21 protein-coding genes are annotated in these 20,168 nt (G+C 36.2%); 4 read left to right on the plus strand and 17 right to left on the minus strand.

The features are described 5' to 3' along the window. Positions 1-159: 159 nt before the first annotated feature. The 3 genes from thrC to MKY46_RS21330 all read left to right on the plus strand — a co-directional run bounded on the left by thrC (position 160) and on the right by MKY46_RS21330 (position 2,914). On the plus strand, positions 160-1,212 hold the full coding sequence (gene thrC, locus MKY46_RS21320) for a threonine synthase (RefSeq protein WP_036128358.1): 1,053 nt from the start codon (positions 160-162) through the stop codon (positions 1,210-1,212). Then, entirely contained in the window at positions 1,209-2,108 is a 900-nt protein-coding gene (gene thrB / locus MKY46_RS21325) for a homoserine kinase (protein ID WP_340835341.1), read from the plus strand. The genes thrC and thrB overlap by 4 nt, the downstream gene beginning before the upstream one ends. 119 nt (positions 2,109-2,227) lie before the next feature. Then, positions 2,228-2,914, plus strand: a complete 687-nt coding sequence (locus tag MKY46_RS21330) for an MtnX-like HAD-IB family phosphatase (protein WP_340835343.1) — start codon at positions 2,228-2,230, stop codon at positions 2,912-2,914. A gap of 48 nt (positions 2,915-2,962) precedes the next feature. Here MKY46_RS21330 and zupT read toward each other — a convergent pair whose 3' ends face one another. The 8 genes from zupT to MKY46_RS21370 form a co-directional block, all read right to left on the minus strand. Further along, a complete protein-coding gene (gene zupT, locus MKY46_RS21335) occupies positions 2,963-3,772 on the minus strand; it encodes a zinc transporter ZupT (protein WP_036128366.1) in 810 nt (269 codons plus the stop codon). Positions 3,773-4,148: 376 nt separating this feature from the next. Continuing rightward, positions 4,149-4,757, minus strand: a complete 609-nt coding sequence (locus MKY46_RS21340) for a phosphatase PAP2 family protein (RefSeq protein WP_036128368.1) — start codon at positions 4,755-4,757, stop codon at positions 4,149-4,151. Between the two features lie 84 nt (positions 4,758-4,841). Then, entirely contained in the window at positions 4,842-4,973 is a 132-nt protein-coding gene (locus tag MKY46_RS21345; RefSeq protein ID WP_255358824.1) for a hypothetical protein, read from the minus strand. Positions 4,974-5,010: 37 nt separating this feature from the next. Continuing rightward, a complete protein-coding gene (locus MKY46_RS21350) occupies positions 5,011-5,910 on the minus strand; it encodes a hypothetical protein (protein ID WP_036128369.1) in 900 nt (299 codons plus the stop codon). Between the two features lie 422 nt (positions 5,911-6,332). Beyond that, positions 6,333-6,944, minus strand: a complete 612-nt coding sequence (locus MKY46_RS21355) for a response regulator transcription factor (RefSeq protein WP_244504882.1) — start codon at positions 6,942-6,944, stop codon at positions 6,333-6,335. After that, positions 6,928-9,174 carry a sensor histidine kinase gene (locus MKY46_RS21360; protein ID WP_051891772.1) on the minus strand — a complete coding sequence of 749 codons (2,247 nt, stop codon included), beginning with the start codon at positions 9,172-9,174 and terminating at the stop codon, positions 6,928-6,930. Before MKY46_RS21360 ends, MKY46_RS21355 begins: the two co-directional genes overlap by 17 nt. Positions 9,175-9,221: 47 nt before the next feature. Next, positions 9,222-9,380: a competence pheromone ComX gene (gene comX / locus MKY46_RS21365; protein WP_036128375.1), complete on the minus strand. Its 159-nt coding sequence runs from the start codon at positions 9,378-9,380 to the stop codon at positions 9,222-9,224. Positions 9,381-9,392: 12 nt separating this feature from the next. Further along, the gene (locus MKY46_RS21370; RefSeq protein WP_340835345.1) at positions 9,393-10,295 is read right to left on the minus strand and encodes a polyprenyl synthetase family protein; all 903 of its coding nucleotides are present in this window, start codon (positions 10,293-10,295) and stop codon (positions 9,393-9,395) included. Positions 10,296-10,880: 585 nt separating this feature from the next. On the opposite strand from MKY46_RS21370, the gene MKY46_RS21375 reads away from it, so the two are divergent. After that, positions 10,881-11,420: a hypothetical protein gene (locus MKY46_RS21375; RefSeq protein WP_036128391.1), complete on the plus strand. Its 540-nt coding sequence runs from the start codon at positions 10,881-10,883 to the stop codon at positions 11,418-11,420. A 91-nt stretch (positions 11,421-11,511) separates the two neighbouring features. Here MKY46_RS21375 and MKY46_RS21380 read toward each other — a convergent pair whose 3' ends face one another. The 9 genes from MKY46_RS21380 to MKY46_RS21420 all read right to left on the minus strand — a co-directional run bounded on the left by MKY46_RS21380 (position 11,512) and on the right by MKY46_RS21420 (position 20,052). Next, a complete protein-coding gene (locus MKY46_RS21380; RefSeq protein WP_036128393.1) occupies positions 11,512-11,826 on the minus strand; it encodes an antibiotic biosynthesis monooxygenase family protein in 315 nt (104 codons plus the stop codon). Between the two features lies 1 nt (position 11,827). Then, positions 11,828-12,853, minus strand: coding sequence for a siderophore ABC transporter substrate-binding protein (locus MKY46_RS21385; protein ID WP_036128395.1), 1,026 nt, complete (start codon positions 12,851-12,853; stop codon positions 11,828-11,830). A gap of 66 nt (positions 12,854-12,919) precedes the next feature. Continuing rightward, positions 12,920-13,681 (minus strand): iron ABC transporter ATP-binding protein, encoded by a 762-nt coding sequence (locus MKY46_RS21390; protein ID WP_036128397.1) that lies wholly within the window; start codon positions 13,679-13,681, stop codon positions 12,920-12,922. Next, complete coding sequence (locus tag MKY46_RS21395; protein ID WP_036128399.1) at positions 13,678-14,631, minus strand: iron chelate uptake ABC transporter family permease subunit; 954 nt, start codon at positions 14,629-14,631, stop codon at positions 13,678-13,680. The genes MKY46_RS21390 and MKY46_RS21395 overlap by 4 nt, the downstream gene beginning before the upstream one ends. Then, positions 14,624-15,574, minus strand: coding sequence for an ABC transporter permease (locus tag MKY46_RS21400; protein ID WP_036128401.1), 951 nt, complete (start codon positions 15,572-15,574; stop codon positions 14,624-14,626). Before MKY46_RS21400 ends, MKY46_RS21395 begins: the two co-directional genes overlap by 8 nt. Before the next feature lie 285 nt (positions 15,575-15,859). After that, the gene (locus MKY46_RS21405; protein WP_036128403.1) at positions 15,860-16,912 is read right to left on the minus strand and encodes a YkvI family membrane protein; all 1,053 of its coding nucleotides are present in this window, start codon (positions 16,910-16,912) and stop codon (positions 15,860-15,862) included. Positions 16,913-16,954: 42 nt separating this feature from the next. Beyond that, positions 16,955-18,061, minus strand: a complete 1,107-nt coding sequence (menC, locus tag MKY46_RS21410) for an o-succinylbenzoate synthase (RefSeq protein ID WP_340835347.1) — start codon at positions 18,059-18,061, stop codon at positions 16,955-16,957. Between the two features lie 21 nt (positions 18,062-18,082). Continuing rightward, on the minus strand, positions 18,083-18,907 hold the full coding sequence (locus tag MKY46_RS21415; protein WP_058844744.1) for a GNAT family N-acetyltransferase: 825 nt from the start codon (positions 18,905-18,907) through the stop codon (positions 18,083-18,085). Then, entirely contained in the window at positions 18,907-20,052 is a 1,146-nt protein-coding gene (locus MKY46_RS21420; protein ID WP_036128409.1) for a M20 peptidase aminoacylase family protein, read from the minus strand. Before MKY46_RS21420 ends, MKY46_RS21415 begins: the two co-directional genes overlap by 1 nt. Between the last annotated feature and the right edge of the window lie 116 nt (positions 20,053-20,168).

The following is a 20,168-nucleotide window of genomic DNA, read 5'->3' on the forward strand; positions in this document are numbered from 1 at the left end:
ATACAGTTGTTTCAAGAAAGTGACAAGTAAAATTCAAATTACCGAATTGTTTCGACAATTAATGAAATGCTATTGAAATAATAGTACGATTTGCGTTAAAATGTCTTTTATACAAAAACAACTGTTCTTCCTATAAGAACAAAAGGAGATCGTATCGTTATGTGGAAAGGCCTTATTGAAGAATATAAACAATTTTTACCCGTAACTGAAAACACACCTGCTTTAACTTTAAACGAAGGCAATACGCCTCTTATACATTTAGTGAATTTATCTAAGAAACTAGGCATTGAGCTTTACGGAAAAATTGAAGGTGCAAACCCGACAGGCTCATTTAAAGACCGAGGGATGGTATTTGCCGTTGCAAAGGCTATTGAAGATGGGAGTCAATGCGTTATTTGTGCCTCTACAGGAAATACTTCTGCAGCTGCGGCAGCTTATGCAACACGCGCTGGTATTCAATCCATCGTTGTTATTCCGAAAGGAAAAGTCGCTCTTGGTAAACTTGCTCAAGCTACCATGTATGGTGCAAAAATCATCGAAATTGACGGTAACTTTGATGATGCCCTTAACATTGTTCGCCAAGTAAGTGAAACGACTCCTGTCGCACTTGTAAACTCTGTGAACCCATACCGTATTGAAGGTCAAAAAACGGCATCCTTTGAGATTGTAGATGGCTTAGGTACAGCACCTGATTATTTGTGTATTCCAGTAGGTAACGCAGGAAATATTACTGCATACTGGAAAGGCTTTAAAGAATACCATGCAGCGAAAAATTGCGGTCTACCAAAAATGTATGGCTTTGAGGCTGAAGGTGCCGCAGCTATCGTCAAAGGAGAACCTATTGCTAATCCTGAGACAGTGGCAACAGCCATCCGAATTGGTAACCCTGCTAGTTGGAAATTGGCAGAAGCAGCTCGTGATGAATCTGGCGGTATCATTGATTCTGTTACAGATGAAGAAATTGTAGCTGCCTATAAATTAATCGCAAGTACAGAAGGTATTTTCGTTGAGCCTGGCTCTGCTGCTTCTTTAGCAGGTGTTATTAAGTCAGTTGAAAACGGAAAAATACCACAGGGTGCAAAAGTTGTCACAATCTTCACTGGGAACGGACTAAAAGATCCTGATACAGCTATGAACGTTTCTACTGTAGAAGTAGTGTCCCTTAAAAATGATGAAGAAGAAATTCGTGCATATATCGAGGGTGTACTATGAGTAAAGGGTGGCAAATCTCAGTTCCTGGAAGCACGGCCAACCTAGGGCCAGGCTTTGATTCGATAGGACTCGGCTTGTCCCTTTACTTAAAGCTTACCGTTACTTTACAAGATCAATGGAATATTATCCATCTCGATGATAATGGTCCTAAAGAGTTTGAGCTTGAAGAACACTTACTATACGTCATTGCTAAAAAAATTGCAGATCAATATGATCAGCAACTACCTGCTTGTCGTGTCGAGATGACTAGTGAACTTCCATTAGCACGTGGCCTTGGAAGCAGTGCAGCTGTGATTGTGGCAGGTATTGAACTTGCTAACCAAGTATGTGAACTTGGTTTAACTGTTCAAGATAAGCTCAATCTCTCCTCACAGATTGAAGGACATCCAGACAATGCAACCGCTTCTGTTTTAGGGGGATTAACCATTTCCTCAATGGATGACAACGGAATTGTCGATACATTTCATATCAATGATATCGAGGCATCATTTGTGGTATACGTACCAGATGTTGAGCTCAAAACGAGCGAATCTCGTTCTGTTTTACCAGAACAACTAAATCGCGCCTATGCTGTTCGTGCTTCTGCAAATGCGAATATGTTGGCAGCTTCCTTAATGGCACGTGATTTCGAGCGTGCTGGTCATTATATGGAGGCTGATTTATTCCATGAACCGTTTCGTGCAAAGCTAATTCCTGCCTATGCAGAAATTCGTACTGCTGCAAAAGCTAACGGTGCATACGGTACCGCTCTAAGTGGCGCTGGGCCAACGTTGATTTCCATTATTCCTTCTGCTATTGCTACTGACTTTGTTCAGTTAATGACAAAGCAATTCCCAGAGCATCAAGTAATTTTAACAAAAGCGGATGAACATGGTGTGCAAGTCCATAAGCAATAAATGTTTGAAACGTCTACTACCCTAGTAGGCGTTTTTTTGAAAACAAGTACTTATAAAACTAATATGATAGAAGTATAGAAAAGGATATTTTATACGTGCTTTTCTAAGGAGGAACTATCTTGAAACCAATTATATTCTGTGATTTCGATGGCACGATAACAGAAACTGATAATATCTTTTCATTAATGACTGAATTTGTACGAGAGGATTCTGAAAAAATTGCTAAAGCCATGATGGAACAAACCATTTCATTTAAAGATGGGCTTTCTGCTATGTTTCATCTACTTTCTACTCAACAAAAAGATGAAGTAATTCAATATCTTATGGATTCAGCAGTAATTCGTGAGGGCTTTGGGGATTTTGTTCGCTATGCTCAAGACCATAACATACCATTTTATATTGTAAGCGGTGGCGTTGATTTTTTCATTGAGCCTCTAGTTGAAAAATATAGTCCTTTTTCGGGCATCTACTGTAATAAAGCCGATTTTTCAGGTGAACAAATAGAACTAATCTATCCAAATAACTGTGACGAGGAATGTGTTAAATATAGCACACAAGGTTGCGGTTGCTGTAAACCTAGCGTGATGCGGAAGGTTGCAGAGGAGGATCATTTTAAAATTGTGATTGGTGACTCTCTTTCTGATTTTGAGGCAGCTAAACTAGCAAATATTGTTCTTGCTAGAGATCATCTCGTTCAGCGCTGTGAGGAGCTTCATATTCCATATAAACCTTTTACTACATTTCATGATTGTCTAAATAGTGTACAAGAGCTTGTGGAATCAAAAAAGGCTGTTCCTACAATATAGAAAAATAACAAGGGAGCCACTTTAGATGACTCCCTTTTCCTATTTTAATTATGCTAATAATACTAAGCTAATGGCCATGACAGCCATTCCCCCTACTAGACCATACATGGATAAATGTGTTTCATCGTATCTTTGCGCTGCAGGTAATAATTCATCTAATGAAATAAAAACCATAATGCCTGCAACACCAGCAAACACGATGCCAAACATTACATCTGTTAAAAAGGGCATAAGGAGCAAAAATGCTACTAGTGCACCGACAGGCTCTGCTAATCCTGATAAAAAAGATAACTTAAAAGCTTTTCGACGATTGCCCGTTGCAAAGAAAATAGGGACTGATACAGCAATGCCTTCTGGAATATTATGAATGGCTACTGCAATAGCAATAGCAATCCCCACATTTGGGTCATTAATAGCTGACATAAATGTAGCAATGCCCTCAGGAAAATTATGAATGCCAATAGCGAGAGCTGTAAAAATACCCATCTTCATCAAATGCTCTTCATTGACCTGAGGCTTCACTGCATTCACATCTTCAACTAGCTTTACTTCGTGAGGATTAGTAGCCTTAGGAATAAATTTATCTATTAAAGCAATAAATAACATCCCGCCAAAAAATCCGAGAATTGTCATCCAATAGCCATTTGTTGTGCCTAATGCGTCGGTTAAAGCATCTTTCGCTTTAACAAAAATTTCTACAAGGGATACATATATCATGACCCCTGCTGAAAAGCCCAATGCGAATGATAAAAATTTTGTATTTGTTCTTGATGTAAAAAAGGCGATTAAACTACCTACACCCGTTGCAAGTCCGGCAAAAAGAGTCAACCCTAGTGCCAGTAAAACATTTCCGTCCATTCCCTTCTTCCTTTTCTCTTTTTATTATTGTACTCATCTTAACTTAGAAGTTTCCTATACGCAATTCTTTTTTATAAGGTAAATATCATTCTTTACAATAGGAAAATCATGCTCATTCATTAGTATATAAAAACCGTGGGCACATTCTTTCTGAGAGAGTCACTGCCTCCCGTTTCATCTACTTCTACATAGAAGATAATCAAATATAGCAAAGACAGAGACATTTTGCTTATCTTGCTGTCACGACTGTGATGTTGTGGGGAATTTAAAGAAATGCTTATAAAAAGGACCGAAACATGTAAAAAGGAATCGAGATTAAATTTCTCGATTCCTTTTGTAGACAGTATCAGTTCATCCTGATACTACTTATACTTTTTTATTTATGGTTTGATTGAAACGATTTTTTACGACGTTCATACCAGATGACACAGATGATAAACCAAGTATATCCCATACTCCAACCTGCAAGCACATCCGTAGCAAAGTGTCGAGCTCCTGCAATACGTGATAATCCAATGAGTACCATTAGAATTATTGCACCTAGCCACAGCACAATTTTACGACCTTTACTATTATTCTCGGCGAAAATATAAGCGATTGTGAATAAGTACAGAATACCCGTCATAGCATGTCCAGATGGAAAGCTAAAGGATGTCAGTTGGTTCTCCAATTCAGGACGTGGTCGTTGGATCCATTTTTTTAGTAATTGATTCAAAACATTGCCCGCTGCAAAAGTTAACACTACAAATAGCATGGCTCGATAATTTTTTACCTTCCAAGCTAAATACACCATTAAGACTACTGCGACAGCGACAACAAATTTAGGCTCTCCTATATAATGAAAGATCTCTATAAATCGATTACCAAAAAAGATCTCCGCCATCTTTGCGTCAAATGTATTCATGAACTCGCTTTGATAAGTAGCTCTTACTACGAAAAATACAATTAGCGTTAAAATTGCTAATGGATATGCCCATTTTTTCATTCTTTCACCTCAAAAACATTCATGCTATGATCTTCACATCATAACATAAATAAGTCTATTCTGAGCGAAATATAGACTCTCGTTTTAAGAAAGGTAAGCACGTTCGTATTCTTGATAAACATGGATGGATGCTTCTTCAGGTTTGTTAAAATAGTCGGAAATAGCCAATGCAATAATAAACAAAATGGCTACTATAGGTAGTATTTTTCTAAACATCCTAAACACTCCCTTATCCTTTTTTGTTCCACTTCGTTTACTTGATTAACACAGGATCAAATAGCCAATCTTTTGGGCCAAAGTTTGAATCCTTTTCTCCTCTAACTTCACGAGAAATACCATTTTTTATAATCGTTTCTCTAAATCTTTTACTGAACAAAGTCTTTCTATAAAGATATCTTCCATCGTGACTACATTCAGCTGAGTAAAATACATCGCCTTTTAAGTGCTTTAAATCTTCATGCTCATAGGTATCAGGACCATTAATCACGCCATTTAAGCCGCAGCTACATGGAGGTTGTTCCGTTGCAAAATATAATTTTACTCTATCCTTGCTACATTCAGGCAGCACTTGCACAGGAATAATTTGATAAGCTAGTTGCTTTCCTTCTTCAGGTCCTTGATGGATAACCTCTAAAAGTTCAAAGCCTTCTAAATTTTCCTTTTTCATGAGTGATGCTAGTGCCTCAGAAGCAACCCAATAACCATTTACATGGACTAAATGGCGATCCTTCATTTGTGTAGTATCAATGACTATAGGTGATAACTGCTCTTTATCCATTAGACCACAGTATTTACAGTGTGTGCTTAAAGAAAATAATGTCCCTTTGTCCTCTAAGAACATTTCTGGTGAATTACCTGTTGAATTTAAAGTAAATAATGGTGCCCGTTCATATTCCATATCTGAAAATTCAAAGTAAAAACGTTCTCCTATTGAAACAATACCAAATTCGCGTTCTAATGATTTATATAAAGCTGTTACCTGTTCGTATGTTACATCTTCATTTAATGTAAAAATAGGATTAAACTTTGTTTTTAAATTTCTTTTTCTAATTTCAGGCGCACCAATCGCAATACCATGACGATTATAAACGTTAATAACTTGATCTTGACTAGTTTCATCTACGGAAAACAAATTTTCAAGTTCTACTTTCACAATACACGCCTACCTTTATAAAGTTTTATGGTGAAGTATATTGACTAGCTAGTAACATTCTACAATCTACTAACGCTACTTTATTCATAGATAGTCAGGCTGCTTATTCTAATAAAATCTATTGTCTATTACTCACTAAAGCAAATCTACTTAACCACCGTTAATTTAAGCGTACCAGTACTTACACCGTCTTTTCAACTTCGGGTTTACGCCAATTTTTTGGCGTGATTCAAGTGAAAATCTGGCGTGATTTGGCGGTCATAAAAAACACCGCCACTTTTTTGGCGGTGTTCCTAGTATTTTATAGGTTATTTCTCATATAAATATGGTTTTATTTTACTAAGGTAATATTTAGGATAGTAAACTCCCAGAAAGCTCCCTTTTTATTGAAAAATATACCAAGAGTATAGCATAGAAATAGTTTAGAGTAAATTCATTCTTTCAGCTAGATTTACAGCCTCTGTTCGTGAATCTACATTGAGCAGAGAAAAGAGTTGTGTCAAATATCTCTCAGTTGTTCGCTGAGGAATGTTTAATTCAATCGCGATGGCTTTATTTGTATGGCCCTCCGCAATCAATCTTAAAATTTTCTTTTCCTTTTCATTTAAATGAATATCTTTTGCATCTTGCAGTTTAAATTTATCATCCAAAAAATCCAAGAAATTTTTAGGTAAAACAATTTCCCCATTTGCAATGGCTCTCACCGTTCGTAAAATCTGCTCTTTAGAGGCCGTTTTAGCTAAAATGCCTTCTATTTTCCTTTCCAAAATAAGCGGGTAATAATCCGTGATATCATCACCTGTATAGAGGATAACTGCAGCATTTGACTGAAAAGCTTTAATATTACGGGCTAAGTTAATGCCATTTTCGAGTGGCATATTGATATCAATCAAATAGATATCATATGGCTTATTTTTTATTCTTTGAATAACACAAGTAGCATCGCTTTCCGTATCAATGATAATATCATCATTCTCTTGAAATAAGTTTTTAGTTCCCTCTAATACTATTGGGTGATCATCCACTATGAGCATCGTAATCAAGTGTTTCACTCCCTTCTTTCACTATTATTCTAATAGACATCCCTTTGTTTATGTGAGCGTCAATATAAAATTGCCCATTAAATGCTTTTACACGCTCCTGCATACCTCGAATACCCATAGACTCTGCTACAATAATATCCTCCACGTTACAGCCTACACCATCATCATTATAAATGATTTCAAAGCCATCATTCATCTCATTTAAATGGATTTCAACGGATGCGGCATAGGAATGCTTTAACGCATTATTCAGTAGTTCTTGAAACAATCGATAAATCATTAAATTCATGCGCTCATCCTCTAAATAAAGACGATCGATTGTATAAATGAGCACAAAGTTAGCTCTTTCTTGAACTTTTCGAATTAACTTTTCTAATGCAGCATTTAAACCTAAAGTATCCAATAAAGGAGGCTTTAGATTTTCACAATAGCTCCGCAATTCATATAAAGAGATAAGCATTTGTTTATGAATTTTAGCAAGTTGCTCTTGAATATCCGATGTATTCTTTGCATTAACAAGGACATCCACTTCTCGTGCAATATGGAGTTGCTCTTGTAAATTGGTGTCATGTAACTCTTGAGCTAACTGGTATTTTTCTTCTTCAAACCTTAACCATAATAGCTTATTTAGCCATGGCAACTGACCATCGTCAGCCTGTTTCATATGCTTTAGTTCCTCTATCAGTTCTTCCACCATCTTTGTATTTTCAATAAAATTATTTACATACAATAGGAGCAATTCAAGCCATAAAAGCTCCTCATCTTTTAAATGGATCGTATTATTATGCCCCAACACTAATGCTCTTTTATAATGTGCGTCTTGATGGAGAAAGGCTACATAAACTTTGTCTATCTTTCTTATTTCTCCTAATCTCAACTCTTCCACAGTATCAGGATGAATCGTAAAACTTTCTCCAGCCATCGTTAAGAATTCATTCGTAACATAGTTATATGTTATGACAAAAACATCCTCTAACTCAAGATGCATAGAAACTTCATAAGCAAATTTCTCTAAAAGCTCGTCGATTTTAATGGTTTTACCAATTTTATCTACAGCAGTATATAGTTGATGAATATAGTCACCTTTTGTAGAAAATAGTATTTTCCGTTTTCGATAATCAACCTTTTCTTTTACGTAAAAGAGAATTACTAATGATGAAAATGTAAAAAGTGCTACTCCTGACATGACAGTCATAGTTAAATACTGTCCTGCAATAAAATACAGTCCCATAGTAATCCATAACGTAAAGCTTAAAGAGAATATGACATAATAGCGTAATCTTGTAATATGATACTCAATATCAAATAGCCTTTCCGTTAGTTGTGTAAAGATAAAGCTAAAAGGTATAAGCAATAAAAATAATGAGCAAATTTCAGCTGAAAGAATGTACGTATGAAAAAGAATTTGTGGAAGTGCATACAAAAAAAGAAATGGTAGAAAGGGTATTAATATACTATTTAATAAAATTTTCAACTGTGGTGAGCTGTATTTGAAATAGCTTATTAGTAAAATACTAAGGATAATCACAAGGAGAAGAAGAAACATGGCTAATACAATATTGGAAAGAATATCGTTAGCAGCAGGATAAATAGTGCCTGTAAAACCTAGTATAAAAGCGATTATGGGGAAAACATAAAAGAGTTTGATATTATCCATAAATACCCAATTCGCTTTCACAAATAAAAAGTAATTTCTTAAAAAATGTAACAATAGGACTAAACATAACACCATACTACTACGATTGACGATAATACCGATCGCATCTAACCTACCAGAGACACCACTGCTCACATATGCTAATGAAACATTTAACATAAAAAGAATAAGTAAGTCTGCTAACTTTGAATTCCTTTGCTTGGAGTGTAAATAAAACGCAATGAATAACGTCAAAAAATAATAACACGCCGGAACAAAAAATATATATAAAAATTGCTGAGGAATATCTAAGTGTCTAATATGTATGTTTATTAAACTTCCACTTGGCTTCATAACTGTTAAATCATTAGCTGATAATATTTTGGATTTATACTTCAGCTGATTTAAATGGTCAATTGGACGTTCATCTACCTTTACAATAACATCACCAATGGCTATATTTTGACTGTCCGCCCAGTCTTTATAATCAAGTTGAGTTACTACCCACTGACCATTTTCTTTTTCTACCTCAATATCAATATATGGCGCGCTATAATTCACATAATTTAAATAAAAGCCGATCATTAAATAGAGAATTATAGCTGGCCAAAATAATTTACTACGCAATGTTTTTAGTTCCAAACATCACTTTCTGCAATCATCTCTCCGCTAAATGCTTCTAGAATTGCTTTTTGTTCAACAGGTGAAACTCCAATTAATGAGGCTTTTTGTTCTTTTAATAGTCCAACTAGGCTAGGATTTTGTTCTAAATACTGGATTACATTAATCATACTAATCTCTCCTCATTTCATTAATTCTTGCAGATATATTTTACCTAATTCGTTTATCTCTACATTTTCAAGGTAATTCAAGGCTTTAAACTTGTAAACATTTTTTATTGTGATGGCATAGCGTATTGCCCCACTATTTGTCAACTCATTTTCTGTTGCATTTTGATCTAAAACTGTAACTATATCATCATTATAATAGCTGGCAACAGAATTTGAAATATCATTTTTCTTGGTTAAAAGGTATATAATAGGCAATGAATATTTTTTGTTTAGCAGGTCATTTTTAGGGCCCCACACTTTCAAACCTTGTATATCATTTTTAATTTGCTGGATAATACCTATGTATTTCCCATACTCCTCTACTTCTTTAGAAACTTCCCCTTTTGCAAGTACTTCGCCGATCAAACAGCCCATTGCTGTTAAAGAGCCAGATTTCTGAGTTATCATTTGTACATAGGATTCTTCATCGCGGCAATTATTTAGTAAATCTAGTTGTTGACCATTTATACTTTGTAACGCGTATTTCTCAAGTAGTCTTATAGCAACTTGTTTATGCTCAAAGGAAGTGTCATCGATTGCTTTAGAAGCCATGATCAGCATTGCTAAGGCAACGTTTAATGATAACTCAGGTGTTTTACTCCAAATATAATCTGAATCCTTATCCTGTATATCATCAATAATATCAAAGGAAAGTATTAAAAGTTCAATTGCTGCAGCTACTTTATAGATATCTTCATTTATTCCGTCAGAAAATGCTTCGTAATGCCAAAAGCATAACTTACCAAAGGAAAAACCTCTGGTTGTTTTTTCTTCTTTAAAGCTTTTTAACAGTAATTGTAGCTCATGTCCCAGTAATGTCTCATTTTCTATAAGAATGTCTAATGATTCATTAATACGTTCATCTAAATCATTCAATAGTCCTCTCTCCTCTCTAGCATATTACTAGATATTATATAGATTAGTGGGAATTAATACTAGTAACATAATTAGGTAAGCCACATATAGCATTAATTCCTTTTTAGAGATAGAGACCGCCAAAAAATGGCGTTATTCATGCAAACCACGCCAGATTTTTGCTAATAATTACTAAAAAAATGGCGGTTGAGAACTAAGCACCGCCATTAAAGTGGCGTAAACTTACCCTTGAAATGGCGTTCTAACAGATGTTACGCTTATAGTAACTCGAGGATTAGTAATTTTAGCTATAGCAAGATTTTTATCCTGCTCAATATACTACTGCTATGTAAAACAAATGAAAGTACTGGTAAATGACTATCTGTACTGTTCTATACATATTTAATTTAAAAATAAGGGGATCAGGACTTACGGTTTGAAATAAATATTATTTTCTGTATGTTTATTTCTGTCTAATTACCTAATATACCAATTAATGGAATTTGATATTACTACAATATCTGTATTATTAGAACAAAAGATTTTATAGCAATAAATTAAACATTAGTGAACAATAAATTCTTTTGTACTGGGAGTGATTTAATATTGAAAAATGCATTAAATGAAACTATTTTCATACTTACGGCTACTTTTTCATGTAATATCTCTGTCTCAGCTGAAGAAATTACAATTAAACAGCCCACAATTGATCAACATCGAATGGAGCAAGTCATTATTCAATCCGAGTTAAAAGCTTATCAAGAAACTTTAGCAGCATATCAAGGTATTTCAACCGTATCAAATCTTATTAGTGATATTCCTGGATTTGAGGATACATTCCAACAAAAAAGGGATCTTTATATGGAGCAGCATGGCATTATAAGAGTTTCGACCGAAAGTTTATCCAGTATGGCATCTGTCAATCCTTTTACCTTTGGATTAAACCTAGATTCACCTTCTGTCTATATGACACCACAATACACCATCATCAATGCTAGAGGGCTAGAAATGGAGACGACGACTCAAGATCATTTTGATGAGCAAGGAAATACAAGCATTTCAGGATTGTCCATCAATGAAAGCACGATATCCTTTAATATGGATTCAACATTTAGTGGGTGGCGAAAAACATCAATCAAACATTAAAATATAGTTAAGCAGGTCACCATCATCAACGTGACCTGCTTTTATATGTATTAAAAAAGGTGCCTCAATCTCTTGAGACACCTTAAGGCTATTAACCTTTTACATAATAAACTTCTTGTCCACTTTCAATGATATGATCAGGCTTTGGCTTTCCTGCGCTTGCCTTGTGGCCGGCAATATGCTCAGGGCTCTTCTCCCAATTTTTCCATGCTTCTTCTGATTCCCAGCGAACCATCACTAGCACTTCCTCATCACCGCGGCGAACTTTCTTTACAAGAACCTGTTTATCAATATAACCAGGTTGTTGTTCAAGTAATGATGGACTGTTTGGCTTAGCACCAAAGCGTTCCACAACCTTATCCGAATTACCTTCCGTCACAACGATACGTTTAATTTGTACAAACATATTAGTTAAACGCCTTTAACACATCTTCAGCTTTTTGTGTTTCTGATTGTAAACCGCCACCTGAAAGGTACCAAACTTCCGGATCCAAGTAGAATACTTTACTGTTTTTCACAGCATTTGTTGCACTTACGATTTCGTTTTCAATTGCTGCTTTTGTACCTGACTCACCGTTTTCATTTACAACAGCGTCACGGTCAATAACGAATAAAATATCTGGGTTTTTCTCACGTACGAACTCAAAGCTTGCATTATCACCATGAGACTCAATTTTAAATCCGCCAGCTTCAGCTACAGCTTTTACACCATATACATCATGAATCACACCGAAACGTGAACCAGGACCAAATACAGATAATGAACCTTCACTACCTAAAACGATTAATGCTTTTTCTTCTGTTGCAGTTGCTTTTGCTTTTACTTCTTCTACTTTTGCTTCATAGGCAGCAATTGCATCTGCTGCTTCTTTTTCTTTACCAAAGATTTTACCTGCTAATTCTGTATTAGCTTTGAATGACTCTAAGAAGTTATTGTTATCTACACCAACATATACAGTAGGTGCAATTTTAGATAATTCAGCATAAGCTGCTGATGCACGACCAGAGATGAAAATAATATCAGGGTTGATTTCAGATAGTTTTTCATAATCAGGCTCGAATAATGTACCTGCATTTACATAAGTGCTATCTTTATATTTGCTTAAGTAAGCTGGTAATGAATCTTGTACTACAGCAGTAGGATTAACACCTAAAGCATCTAATGTATCTAGGAAACCATTATCAAAAACGACAACTTTTTCTGGCATTTTATCAAGTTTTACTTCTTCAAATGTAGTAGTGCTATCACGACCTTCAACTGTGCTTCCAGGAATTGTTAGTGGGTATACTGATGATTCTTCATTTTGTTCTTCAGCCGGTTTGTCAGTTGAAGTCCCTTTATCTTCTTCTTTTGCTTCGTCTTTTGAACCGCAAGCAGCTAATACTAATAGCATCATTGCCATTAATACCGTAAGTAATTTCCATTTTTTCATTGTAAAATTCTCCTTTAAATAATTTATTTGATAGTCAATTGATGGTTGATCCATCGATAACTATTTTTACGAATTAAAATAAACACAAATTCGACAGCCATCCTGTTCTTGAACAGGGATATCCATATCATAGATTTCCTTCAATGCATCTGAGTTAATAATGTCATTTGTAGGACCGTTTTTAACTACACGGCCATCTTTCAATGCCACGATATTATCAGAATAAACAGAAGCAAAATTAATATCATGTAATACGATGACCACTGTTTTCCCTAACTCATCAACAAGTTTACGTAAAATCTTCATAATCTGGACAGAATGCTTCATATCTAAATTATTCAATGGCTCGTCCAGTAAGATATACTCTGTATCCTGCGCAATAACCATTGCAATAAAAGCACGCTGACGTTGACCGCCTGATAGTTCATCTAAATAACTTTGTTGCATATCTTCTAAATTCATGTAGCGAATAGCTTCGTCCACTTTTTCTTCATCTTCAGGCTTTAGGTTTCCTTTTGAATAAGGGAAACGACCAAAGGATACAAGCTCACGAATGGTTAGACGGACATTCATAAAGTTTGATTGCTTTAATATCGAGACACGCTTGGCAAAATCATCTGATTTCCAACGACGTACATCTGCTTTATCGAGTAGTACTTCGCCAGTATCTGCATTCAGTAAACGGCTTACCATTGAAAGTAGCGTGGACTTCCCTGCACCATTCGGTCCAATAAAAGATGTGATTTTTCCTGAAACAATGTCAACACTTACATCTTGAACGACAGGCTTTTTCCCAAAAAACTTCGTAATTTCTTTGACTTGAATCATCCTGCTGACCTACTTTCTCTTAATAATAAGTAGATGAAGTAAACCCCACCCACAAAATTAATAATGACACTAAGTGTAGTACTGAAACCAAATACACGTTCAACCATCCACTGTCCACCGATTAAAGCAATAATACTCATGACACAGGAGCCAGTAATCAAAATAGAATGCTTGTATGTTTTGAAATACTGATACGATAAATTTGCAACAATTAAACCAAAGAATGTGATCGGCCCAACGAGCGCCGTCGAAACGGCAATCAAGATCGAAGCTAAAATCAACATACGTTGTACCAACTTATCGTAAGGTACACCTAAATTAATCGCTGTATCTCGTCCCAAGGACATCACGTCTAATTGATTCATGTGGCGAGCACCATATGCAAACGTTATTAAAATGATAACACCTGCTAGCCAAACTAAATCTGAATTGACATTATTAAAGCTTGCAAACATTTTACTTTGTAAACCTAAAAACTCATTAGGATCGATTAATACTTGGAAGAACGTCGTAATACTTCCTAAAAACGTACCAACAATCATTCCGACAAGCAGTAAAAAATAAATCGGTCGCTTTCCTTCTTTAAATAATACTCGGTAAAAAATTAAAGCGAATATAATCATCACTACAATAGCAAGCGTGAAATTATAGTAAATATTAATGACTAATATAGATGTAGAGCCAAAGAAAAAGTAGATGAATGTTTGAATCAACATATATAAAGCATCTAATCCCATGACACTTGGCGTTAAAATACGATTATGGGTAATTGTCTGGAAAACTACTGTTGAATAGGCAATAGCTATACCTGTTAACGACATCGCTACTACCTTTATGACACGACGTGGAAAAGCATAATGATAGTTACCATTTAGTGCCCAAAATAAATACAATAAAATAGCTATTACGGCAAGACCTAGTAAAATGAACATTTTTGTACGATTACGCATATGCTCTCCCCCTAAACAACATGAATAGGAAGATGGCACTTCCAATTACACCAACAGTCATACTAATTGGTATTTCATAAGGGAAAATCAGTACACGTCCCAAAATATCGCAGAATAATAAAAATGACATACCAAGTAATGCTGTATGTGGCAAGGTTTTTGCCAAATTATCACCTTTAAACAGTGAAATTATGTTTGGAATAATCAAACCAAGGAAAGGAATGACACCGACTGTTAACACCACTGTTGTGGAAATAAGGGCTACCAACACTAAGCCTAAATTCACCACAAATTTATAGGATAGACCAAGGTTTTTTGCAAAATCCTCACCCATCCCAGCTACAGTAAAACGATTTGCGTAAATGTAAGCTAAAATAAGTACTGGCACACTTATGTATAACAGTTCATAACGGCCTTTCATGATTAATGAGAAATCTCCTTGTAACCATGCAGAAATGTTCTGGATAATATTCGCCTTGTACGCAAAGAATGTTGTAACGGAGGACAAAATATTTCCATACATTAAGCCAATAAGCGGTATAAAAATCGCATCTTTAAACTTAATTCGGTTTAATATTTGCATAAATAGTAATGTGCCGGCTAAAGCAAATATGAAAGCGAAGGAAATTTTTTGAAAATACGTGACATTCGTAAAGAACATCATGGAAATCAATACACCCAACCGCGTGGCATCTAATGTACCAGCTGTTGTTGGCGATACGAACTTATTCCTACTTAAGCTTTGCATAATTAAACCAGCAATACTCATACCTGCACCTGCTAGCAAAATAGCAACAAGTCTAGGTACACGACTAATTAAAAATAGTCTAGCTTCTTCTGATTGAAAGTCTAATAGGTCGCTAGGCTTAATATCTATTACTCCGATAAATAGCGACACAATAGACAGCACAATCGTTGCTGTTAAAAGATATCTTATTTTCATAGTAATCCCCGGTAGATTTCATTTTTGTGTGTAATTCACTTTCTAGTGAAAATGATTATCATTACTCACGTTTCCCATTATAAGCATGATTTTATAGTCAGTCAACCAACAATTGAGAATTATTCTCGTTTTATTGAGTATTAACTAAAAAACGTGTCTAATAAACAAAATATCAGTAAGTTCGCTAAACTCTACAACTGAAATAATTCACTATTTCTACAAATTTTTTATCCAAACAAAAAGGTAATTGAGAACAAAAGCTATCTCTCAATTACCATTTTTATATTAAATAATCTTCCTCGTACCTCTTAACCACGCAGAAACAATAAATATAATTAACACCAAACCTACATAGCCCATGACTGCATACAGCTTTGCGACTAGTGTCGTGAATCCTACAAGACTCGCTAGAAATCCGAGACCACCTATAAAAATAACTGCTACTCTAAAGCTAGCTTTACTAGGCTCGAAAAACCTTACCATGAAAGAATAGAGCATTCCTACGGCCGTATTATAAATCATCCCCAAAAGGGAAATTGCCATTAAAAGGCCCACTATAGGATGGATTTCATTTGCTAAGGCTAGCATTGGAATATCTAATCCAACAATGATATTCATTTTTGCTAGAAGGGAAAAATTAACAAGTAAAATTAAAGCGCCTAACAAAATGCCACCAATTATGCCACCCATGCCAGCAACTTTGGCATTGCGTATAGAACCACACATAACCGTTAGTAAAGAAAAGCTAACCCCTACATTGAATGACATATACAGTAAGGCCGTCACCCACCAACTGTTTGCACTTACTTGAACCTGTTGGGCAATAACTGCCTGCTCTACAAAGGTAAGGTCCATCGTTGCTATAGCATAGATTGCGATAATAGAGACAATTGTTAGTAGATAGGGTGTGGCAAGGGCAATGATATTAATAATGCTTTTGACATCCATCATGACCGTAGCTACTGTAAGTAAAATCATACAAATACTCCCTAGCCAAATAGGTAGTCCAAACATTTGCTGAAATGTTGCACCCGCACCAGCAAACATAATCACGGCTACACCAAATAAAAAGAGAGATAATACAAAATCCAACACAAAGCCAATCGTATTCCCTGAAATTTGATAAATCAAATCCTTATGTGAGGCTGTGCGGAGTCTTGAGCTCACTTGAGCAATACACATGCCAACAATAGAGAAGCCAACCATGGCTAACAGCGCACCATATACGCCTTGAAAGCCATAGCTTGTAAAATAGAGGACAATTTCCTGTCCTGATGCAAATCCAGCTCCAACGATGATTCCTACATAGGCCCCACCGACTTGCAAGCTTTTTTTCAATCAGTTCTCTCCTTGTTTTTCCTTTATTGACTTACTAATGCTTTATTGATAGACCTCTGTACTAATCGTTAACTTATCAATAATAGTCATATTAGGCGCATACCCAATACCAACTGACTGCGACACCTCAATATAACCATCTTTCACTACTACTTCAGGATCAATTATATCTTCATACCAATAATGACTAGAACCTGCAGTATCACCAGGTAAAATAAAATGACTAAGCGATGTTAAGGCAATATTATGTGCTCGTCCGATCCCTGCTTCTAACATACCACCACACCAAACTGGAATTCGTTTCACTTTACATAAATCATGGATTCGTTTCGCTTCTGTTAAACCACCTACTCGTCCAATCTTGATGTTAATAACACCACAGCTCCCAAGCTCAATCGCTCGTCTGGCATCCTCAAAAGATGTGATACTTTCATCTAAACAAATAGGCGTTTTTAACTTTTTCTGTAATGTTGCATGATCGACAATATCATCCGTAGCTAATGGTTGTTCAATCATTAATAAACGAAAGTCATCCAGCTGCTGAAGTATATTTATATCCTCTAATGTATAAGCAGAGTTTGCATCCACCATCAAAGGTAAGTCTGGTAGTTCCGCACGGATTGCTCGTACTACCTCAACATCATAGCCAGGCTTTATTTTTATTTTCACCCTTTTGTAACCCTTTTCACTATGACTTTTTATTACCTCTATTAATTGCGCAGTGGAAGGCTGGATACCTACACTGACTCCGACTTCAATACGCTGCTTTTGGCCACCTAATGCCTGTGCAAGTGATTGCTTCGTTAGTTGAGCATAGATGTCCCAGACAGCACCCTCTATCGAAGCCTTCGCCATACAATTTCGACGAATAGGGGCAAATAACGAATTGACCTCATCTGGATGCCCAATCTCTTTATGTAACAAGATGGGTATCAAAAAATCCTGTAGCATATGCCATGTGGTCTTTAATGTCTCTTCTGTATACCAAGGTGCTACAAAAGCAACGGTTTCTCCCCATCCTGTAATTCCTGACTCATCTCTTGCTTCTACTAATAACAGCTCTTTTTCATCGACTGTGCCAAAGCTCGTTGTAAATGGTGTTTTCATGGGCATTTTTAAGTGCCTTAACGTTATCTTTTCTACTCTCACGATATTCACTCCTTATCCTTATTATAAGGCTAATAAGGAGCGTCTGACTAACAGATAGCTATGAACATATTCTGGGTGCTTCTTCATACGTACAATGGCATAATCTTGATTAAATAATGTAGTTAAGATTGTGCGTATTTTATAACGCCAATCCTCTGCAAGTTTTGGACTCTCTACTTTCATTTTCTGTAAAGATTGTGGAATTGGTAAGAGATAGGCATCCTTGTAAAAGGACTGCTCCATCTGAAATGCATTTTCCACATCAAGCGCAGGTAAGCCATCGACGGTTAATGTCCACGGTACAATCTCCCCCGCTATTTCTTCTAATTCATCAAGGCTATCTGTCATTTGGTCACGCTCGATCCACCATTCAACGACTAACCTATCTGAAGGTAGTCCTTCATTAAAATCATCCTGGAGCGGGCCATAGTAATCATTTTCATATTGATAGCTAGTGGCATTTAGTTTTAGAAACGCTAGATTAGCTAAACGTACTTCTAACGGTTCAATTAACCAACGGACAAGCTGAAAACCATGTTCTTTTGCATATTCTTGTTGCGCGTGCTTCAATAATTCAGCTACACCTTGTTCACGATATGCTTTTTCTACACCAATCATGTGCGAATGTAAGTACATTTCGCCATCTTGATAACCCACGAAGCAATAGTTAAAGCCAATTAGCTTTTCTCCTAAATATGCCCCTACTATTAACCCACCATTTTGTACAGCTGCTAGTAATTGATGGGAGGGAATTGCTTGGCTACCCCATATTTCTGCATTCAATTTTTGGACCTCTGCAATTTCTACCGGTGTCATTACTTTCTGTATACGCACTTGCTCTAACATTATGCTGACGCCTCCTTTGTCTGCCCTGAATCCAATGCTAGCAGTACTGCCCTCGTTAGAATTTCAACTCCCGTGACAAGTCTTGCTTGTTTAAATTTCATTTTTGGATGATGCAATCCCGGTGTAAGACCACAGCCCAAGCCAAGCATCGTTGTTTTTAAATGTGGTCGTTGCACAGCATAGTGATGAAAATCTTCTCCACCAGGTGTATGAACTGGCTTTCTTAAATTCGATAATCCCACAGCCTGTATAATGGCCTGCTCCATCATGTATTGTGCACTTGTGTCGACTTCAGCAGCTACAATATTCGCAACAGTGCGTAATTCAATCTGCACCTTATGCAAGATTTTAGAGGAATCTATAACGCGCTTTACCCCTTGTGCTAAATCATCCATTACATTATTTTGCTGGGCACGAATATCAATCGTAAACGATGCATTACCAGGAATAATATTGCCTGAATCTCCACCAGCATGAAATTTCGTCATCTTAACAGACACTGGCACCATAGGATCAGTATGAATAGTTCTTAAATCTTCAATGATCGTTGCGCCTACTTCAATGGCATTAATGCCTAGGTGAGGTCTTGCAGCATGGGCATCCTCCCCTATAATCTCCCCCTCAAGCAAGCGAGAGGCACCGTGATAGAGCGCAGCACAATACGTACCATCCTCTAGCTCATGGACAGGTCGTACATGAACACCAAATAAATAATCTAAGTCATCAATAACACCTTCCTCTAAAACAGATAACGCTCCAGTTCCCTTTTCTTCTGCCGGTTGGAAAATAACACGAATTGTACCATTAAATGATTGCTGTAAGTCTTTTAAAAGTAATAGCGTACCAATGGCCATCGTCATATGTCCGTCATGACCGCAGGAATGATTTGCACGGAAATGACCATCGACCTCCTGCCATAAGGCATCTATATCTGTTCTTAACCCCACTTTTGGATATCCATGGCCAACATCGACGTATAGACCTGTAGAATTTTTAAACCGTATAGGAGAAAATCCTTCCTGTGTTAATAGCTCAACTATATAATTGGTGGTTTCTACTTCATGCCAGCTAATTTCAGGATTTGCATGTAAATACGTAAAAATCTCCATTAACCTTGGCCTCAAATAATCTAACTCTTCTTTCATGGCTTCCAACCCCTTAAATTTTCATATTATTAAGACTATTATAACGAAAATGATTATTATCTACATAGAAACTTATACCCACATTCAATAAATTAACTACTTACGATAATATATTT

The sequence above is a fragment of the Lysinibacillus sp. FSL M8-0355 genome, from assembly GCF_038008985.1.
GTDB classification, from domain to species: domain Bacteria; phylum Bacillota; class Bacilli; order Bacillales_A; family Planococcaceae; genus Lysinibacillus; species Lysinibacillus fusiformis_D.

What these genes read in the sequence shown, in the direction of transcription:
- thrC (WP_036128358.1), top strand. Translation starts at nt 160, where the DNA reads ATGTGGAAAGGCCTTATTGAAGAATATAAACAATTTTTACCCGTAACT.
- thrB (WP_340835341.1), top strand. Translation starts at nt 1,209, where the DNA reads ATGAGTAAAGGGTGGCAAATCTCAGTTCCTGGAAGCACGGCCAACCTA.
- zupT (WP_036128366.1), bottom strand. Translation starts at nt 3,772, where the DNA reads ATGGACGGAAATGTTTTACTGGCACTAGGGTTGACTCTTTTTGCCGGA.
- MKY46_RS21340 (WP_036128368.1), bottom strand. Translation starts at nt 4,757, where the DNA reads ATGAAAAAATGGGCATATCCATTAGCAATTTTAACGCTAATTGTATTT.
- MKY46_RS21345 (WP_255358824.1), bottom strand. Translation starts at nt 4,973, where the DNA reads ATGTTTAGAAAAATACTACCTATAGTAGCCATTTTGTTTATTATTGCA.
- MKY46_RS21355 (WP_244504882.1), bottom strand. Translation starts at nt 6,944, where the DNA reads ATGCTCATAGTGGATGATCACCCAATAGTATTAGAGGGAACTAAAAAC.
- MKY46_RS21360 (WP_051891772.1), bottom strand. Translation starts at nt 9,174, where the DNA reads ATGATCGGCTTTTATTTAAATTATGTGAATTATAGCGCGCCATATATT.
- comX (WP_036128375.1), bottom strand. Translation starts at nt 9,380, where the DNA reads ATGATTAATGTAATCCAGTATTTAGAACAAAATCCTAGCCTAGTTGGA.
- MKY46_RS21380 (WP_036128393.1), bottom strand. Translation starts at nt 11,826, where the DNA reads ATGTTTGTACAAATTAAACGTATCGTTGTGACGGAAGGTAATTCGGAT.
- MKY46_RS21385 (WP_036128395.1), bottom strand. Translation starts at nt 12,853, where the DNA reads ATGAAAAAATGGAAATTACTTACGGTATTAATGGCAATGATGCTATTA.
- MKY46_RS21390 (WP_036128397.1), bottom strand. Translation starts at nt 13,681, where the DNA reads ATGATTCAAGTCAAAGAAATTACGAAGTTTTTTGGGAAAAAGCCTGTC.
- MKY46_RS21395 (WP_036128399.1), bottom strand. Translation starts at nt 14,631, where the DNA reads ATGCGTAATCGTACAAAAATGTTCATTTTACTAGGTCTTGCCGTAATA.
- MKY46_RS21400 (WP_036128401.1), bottom strand. Translation starts at nt 15,574, where the DNA reads ATGAAAATAAGATATCTTTTAACAGCAACGATTGTGCTGTCTATTGTG.
- MKY46_RS21415 (WP_058844744.1), bottom strand. Translation starts at nt 18,907, where the DNA reads ATGTTAGAGCAAGTGCGTATACAGAAAGTAATGACACCGGTAGAAATT.
- MKY46_RS21420 (WP_036128409.1), bottom strand. Translation starts at nt 20,052, where the DNA reads ATGAAAGAAGAGTTAGATTATTTGAGGCCAAGGTTAATGGAGATTTTT.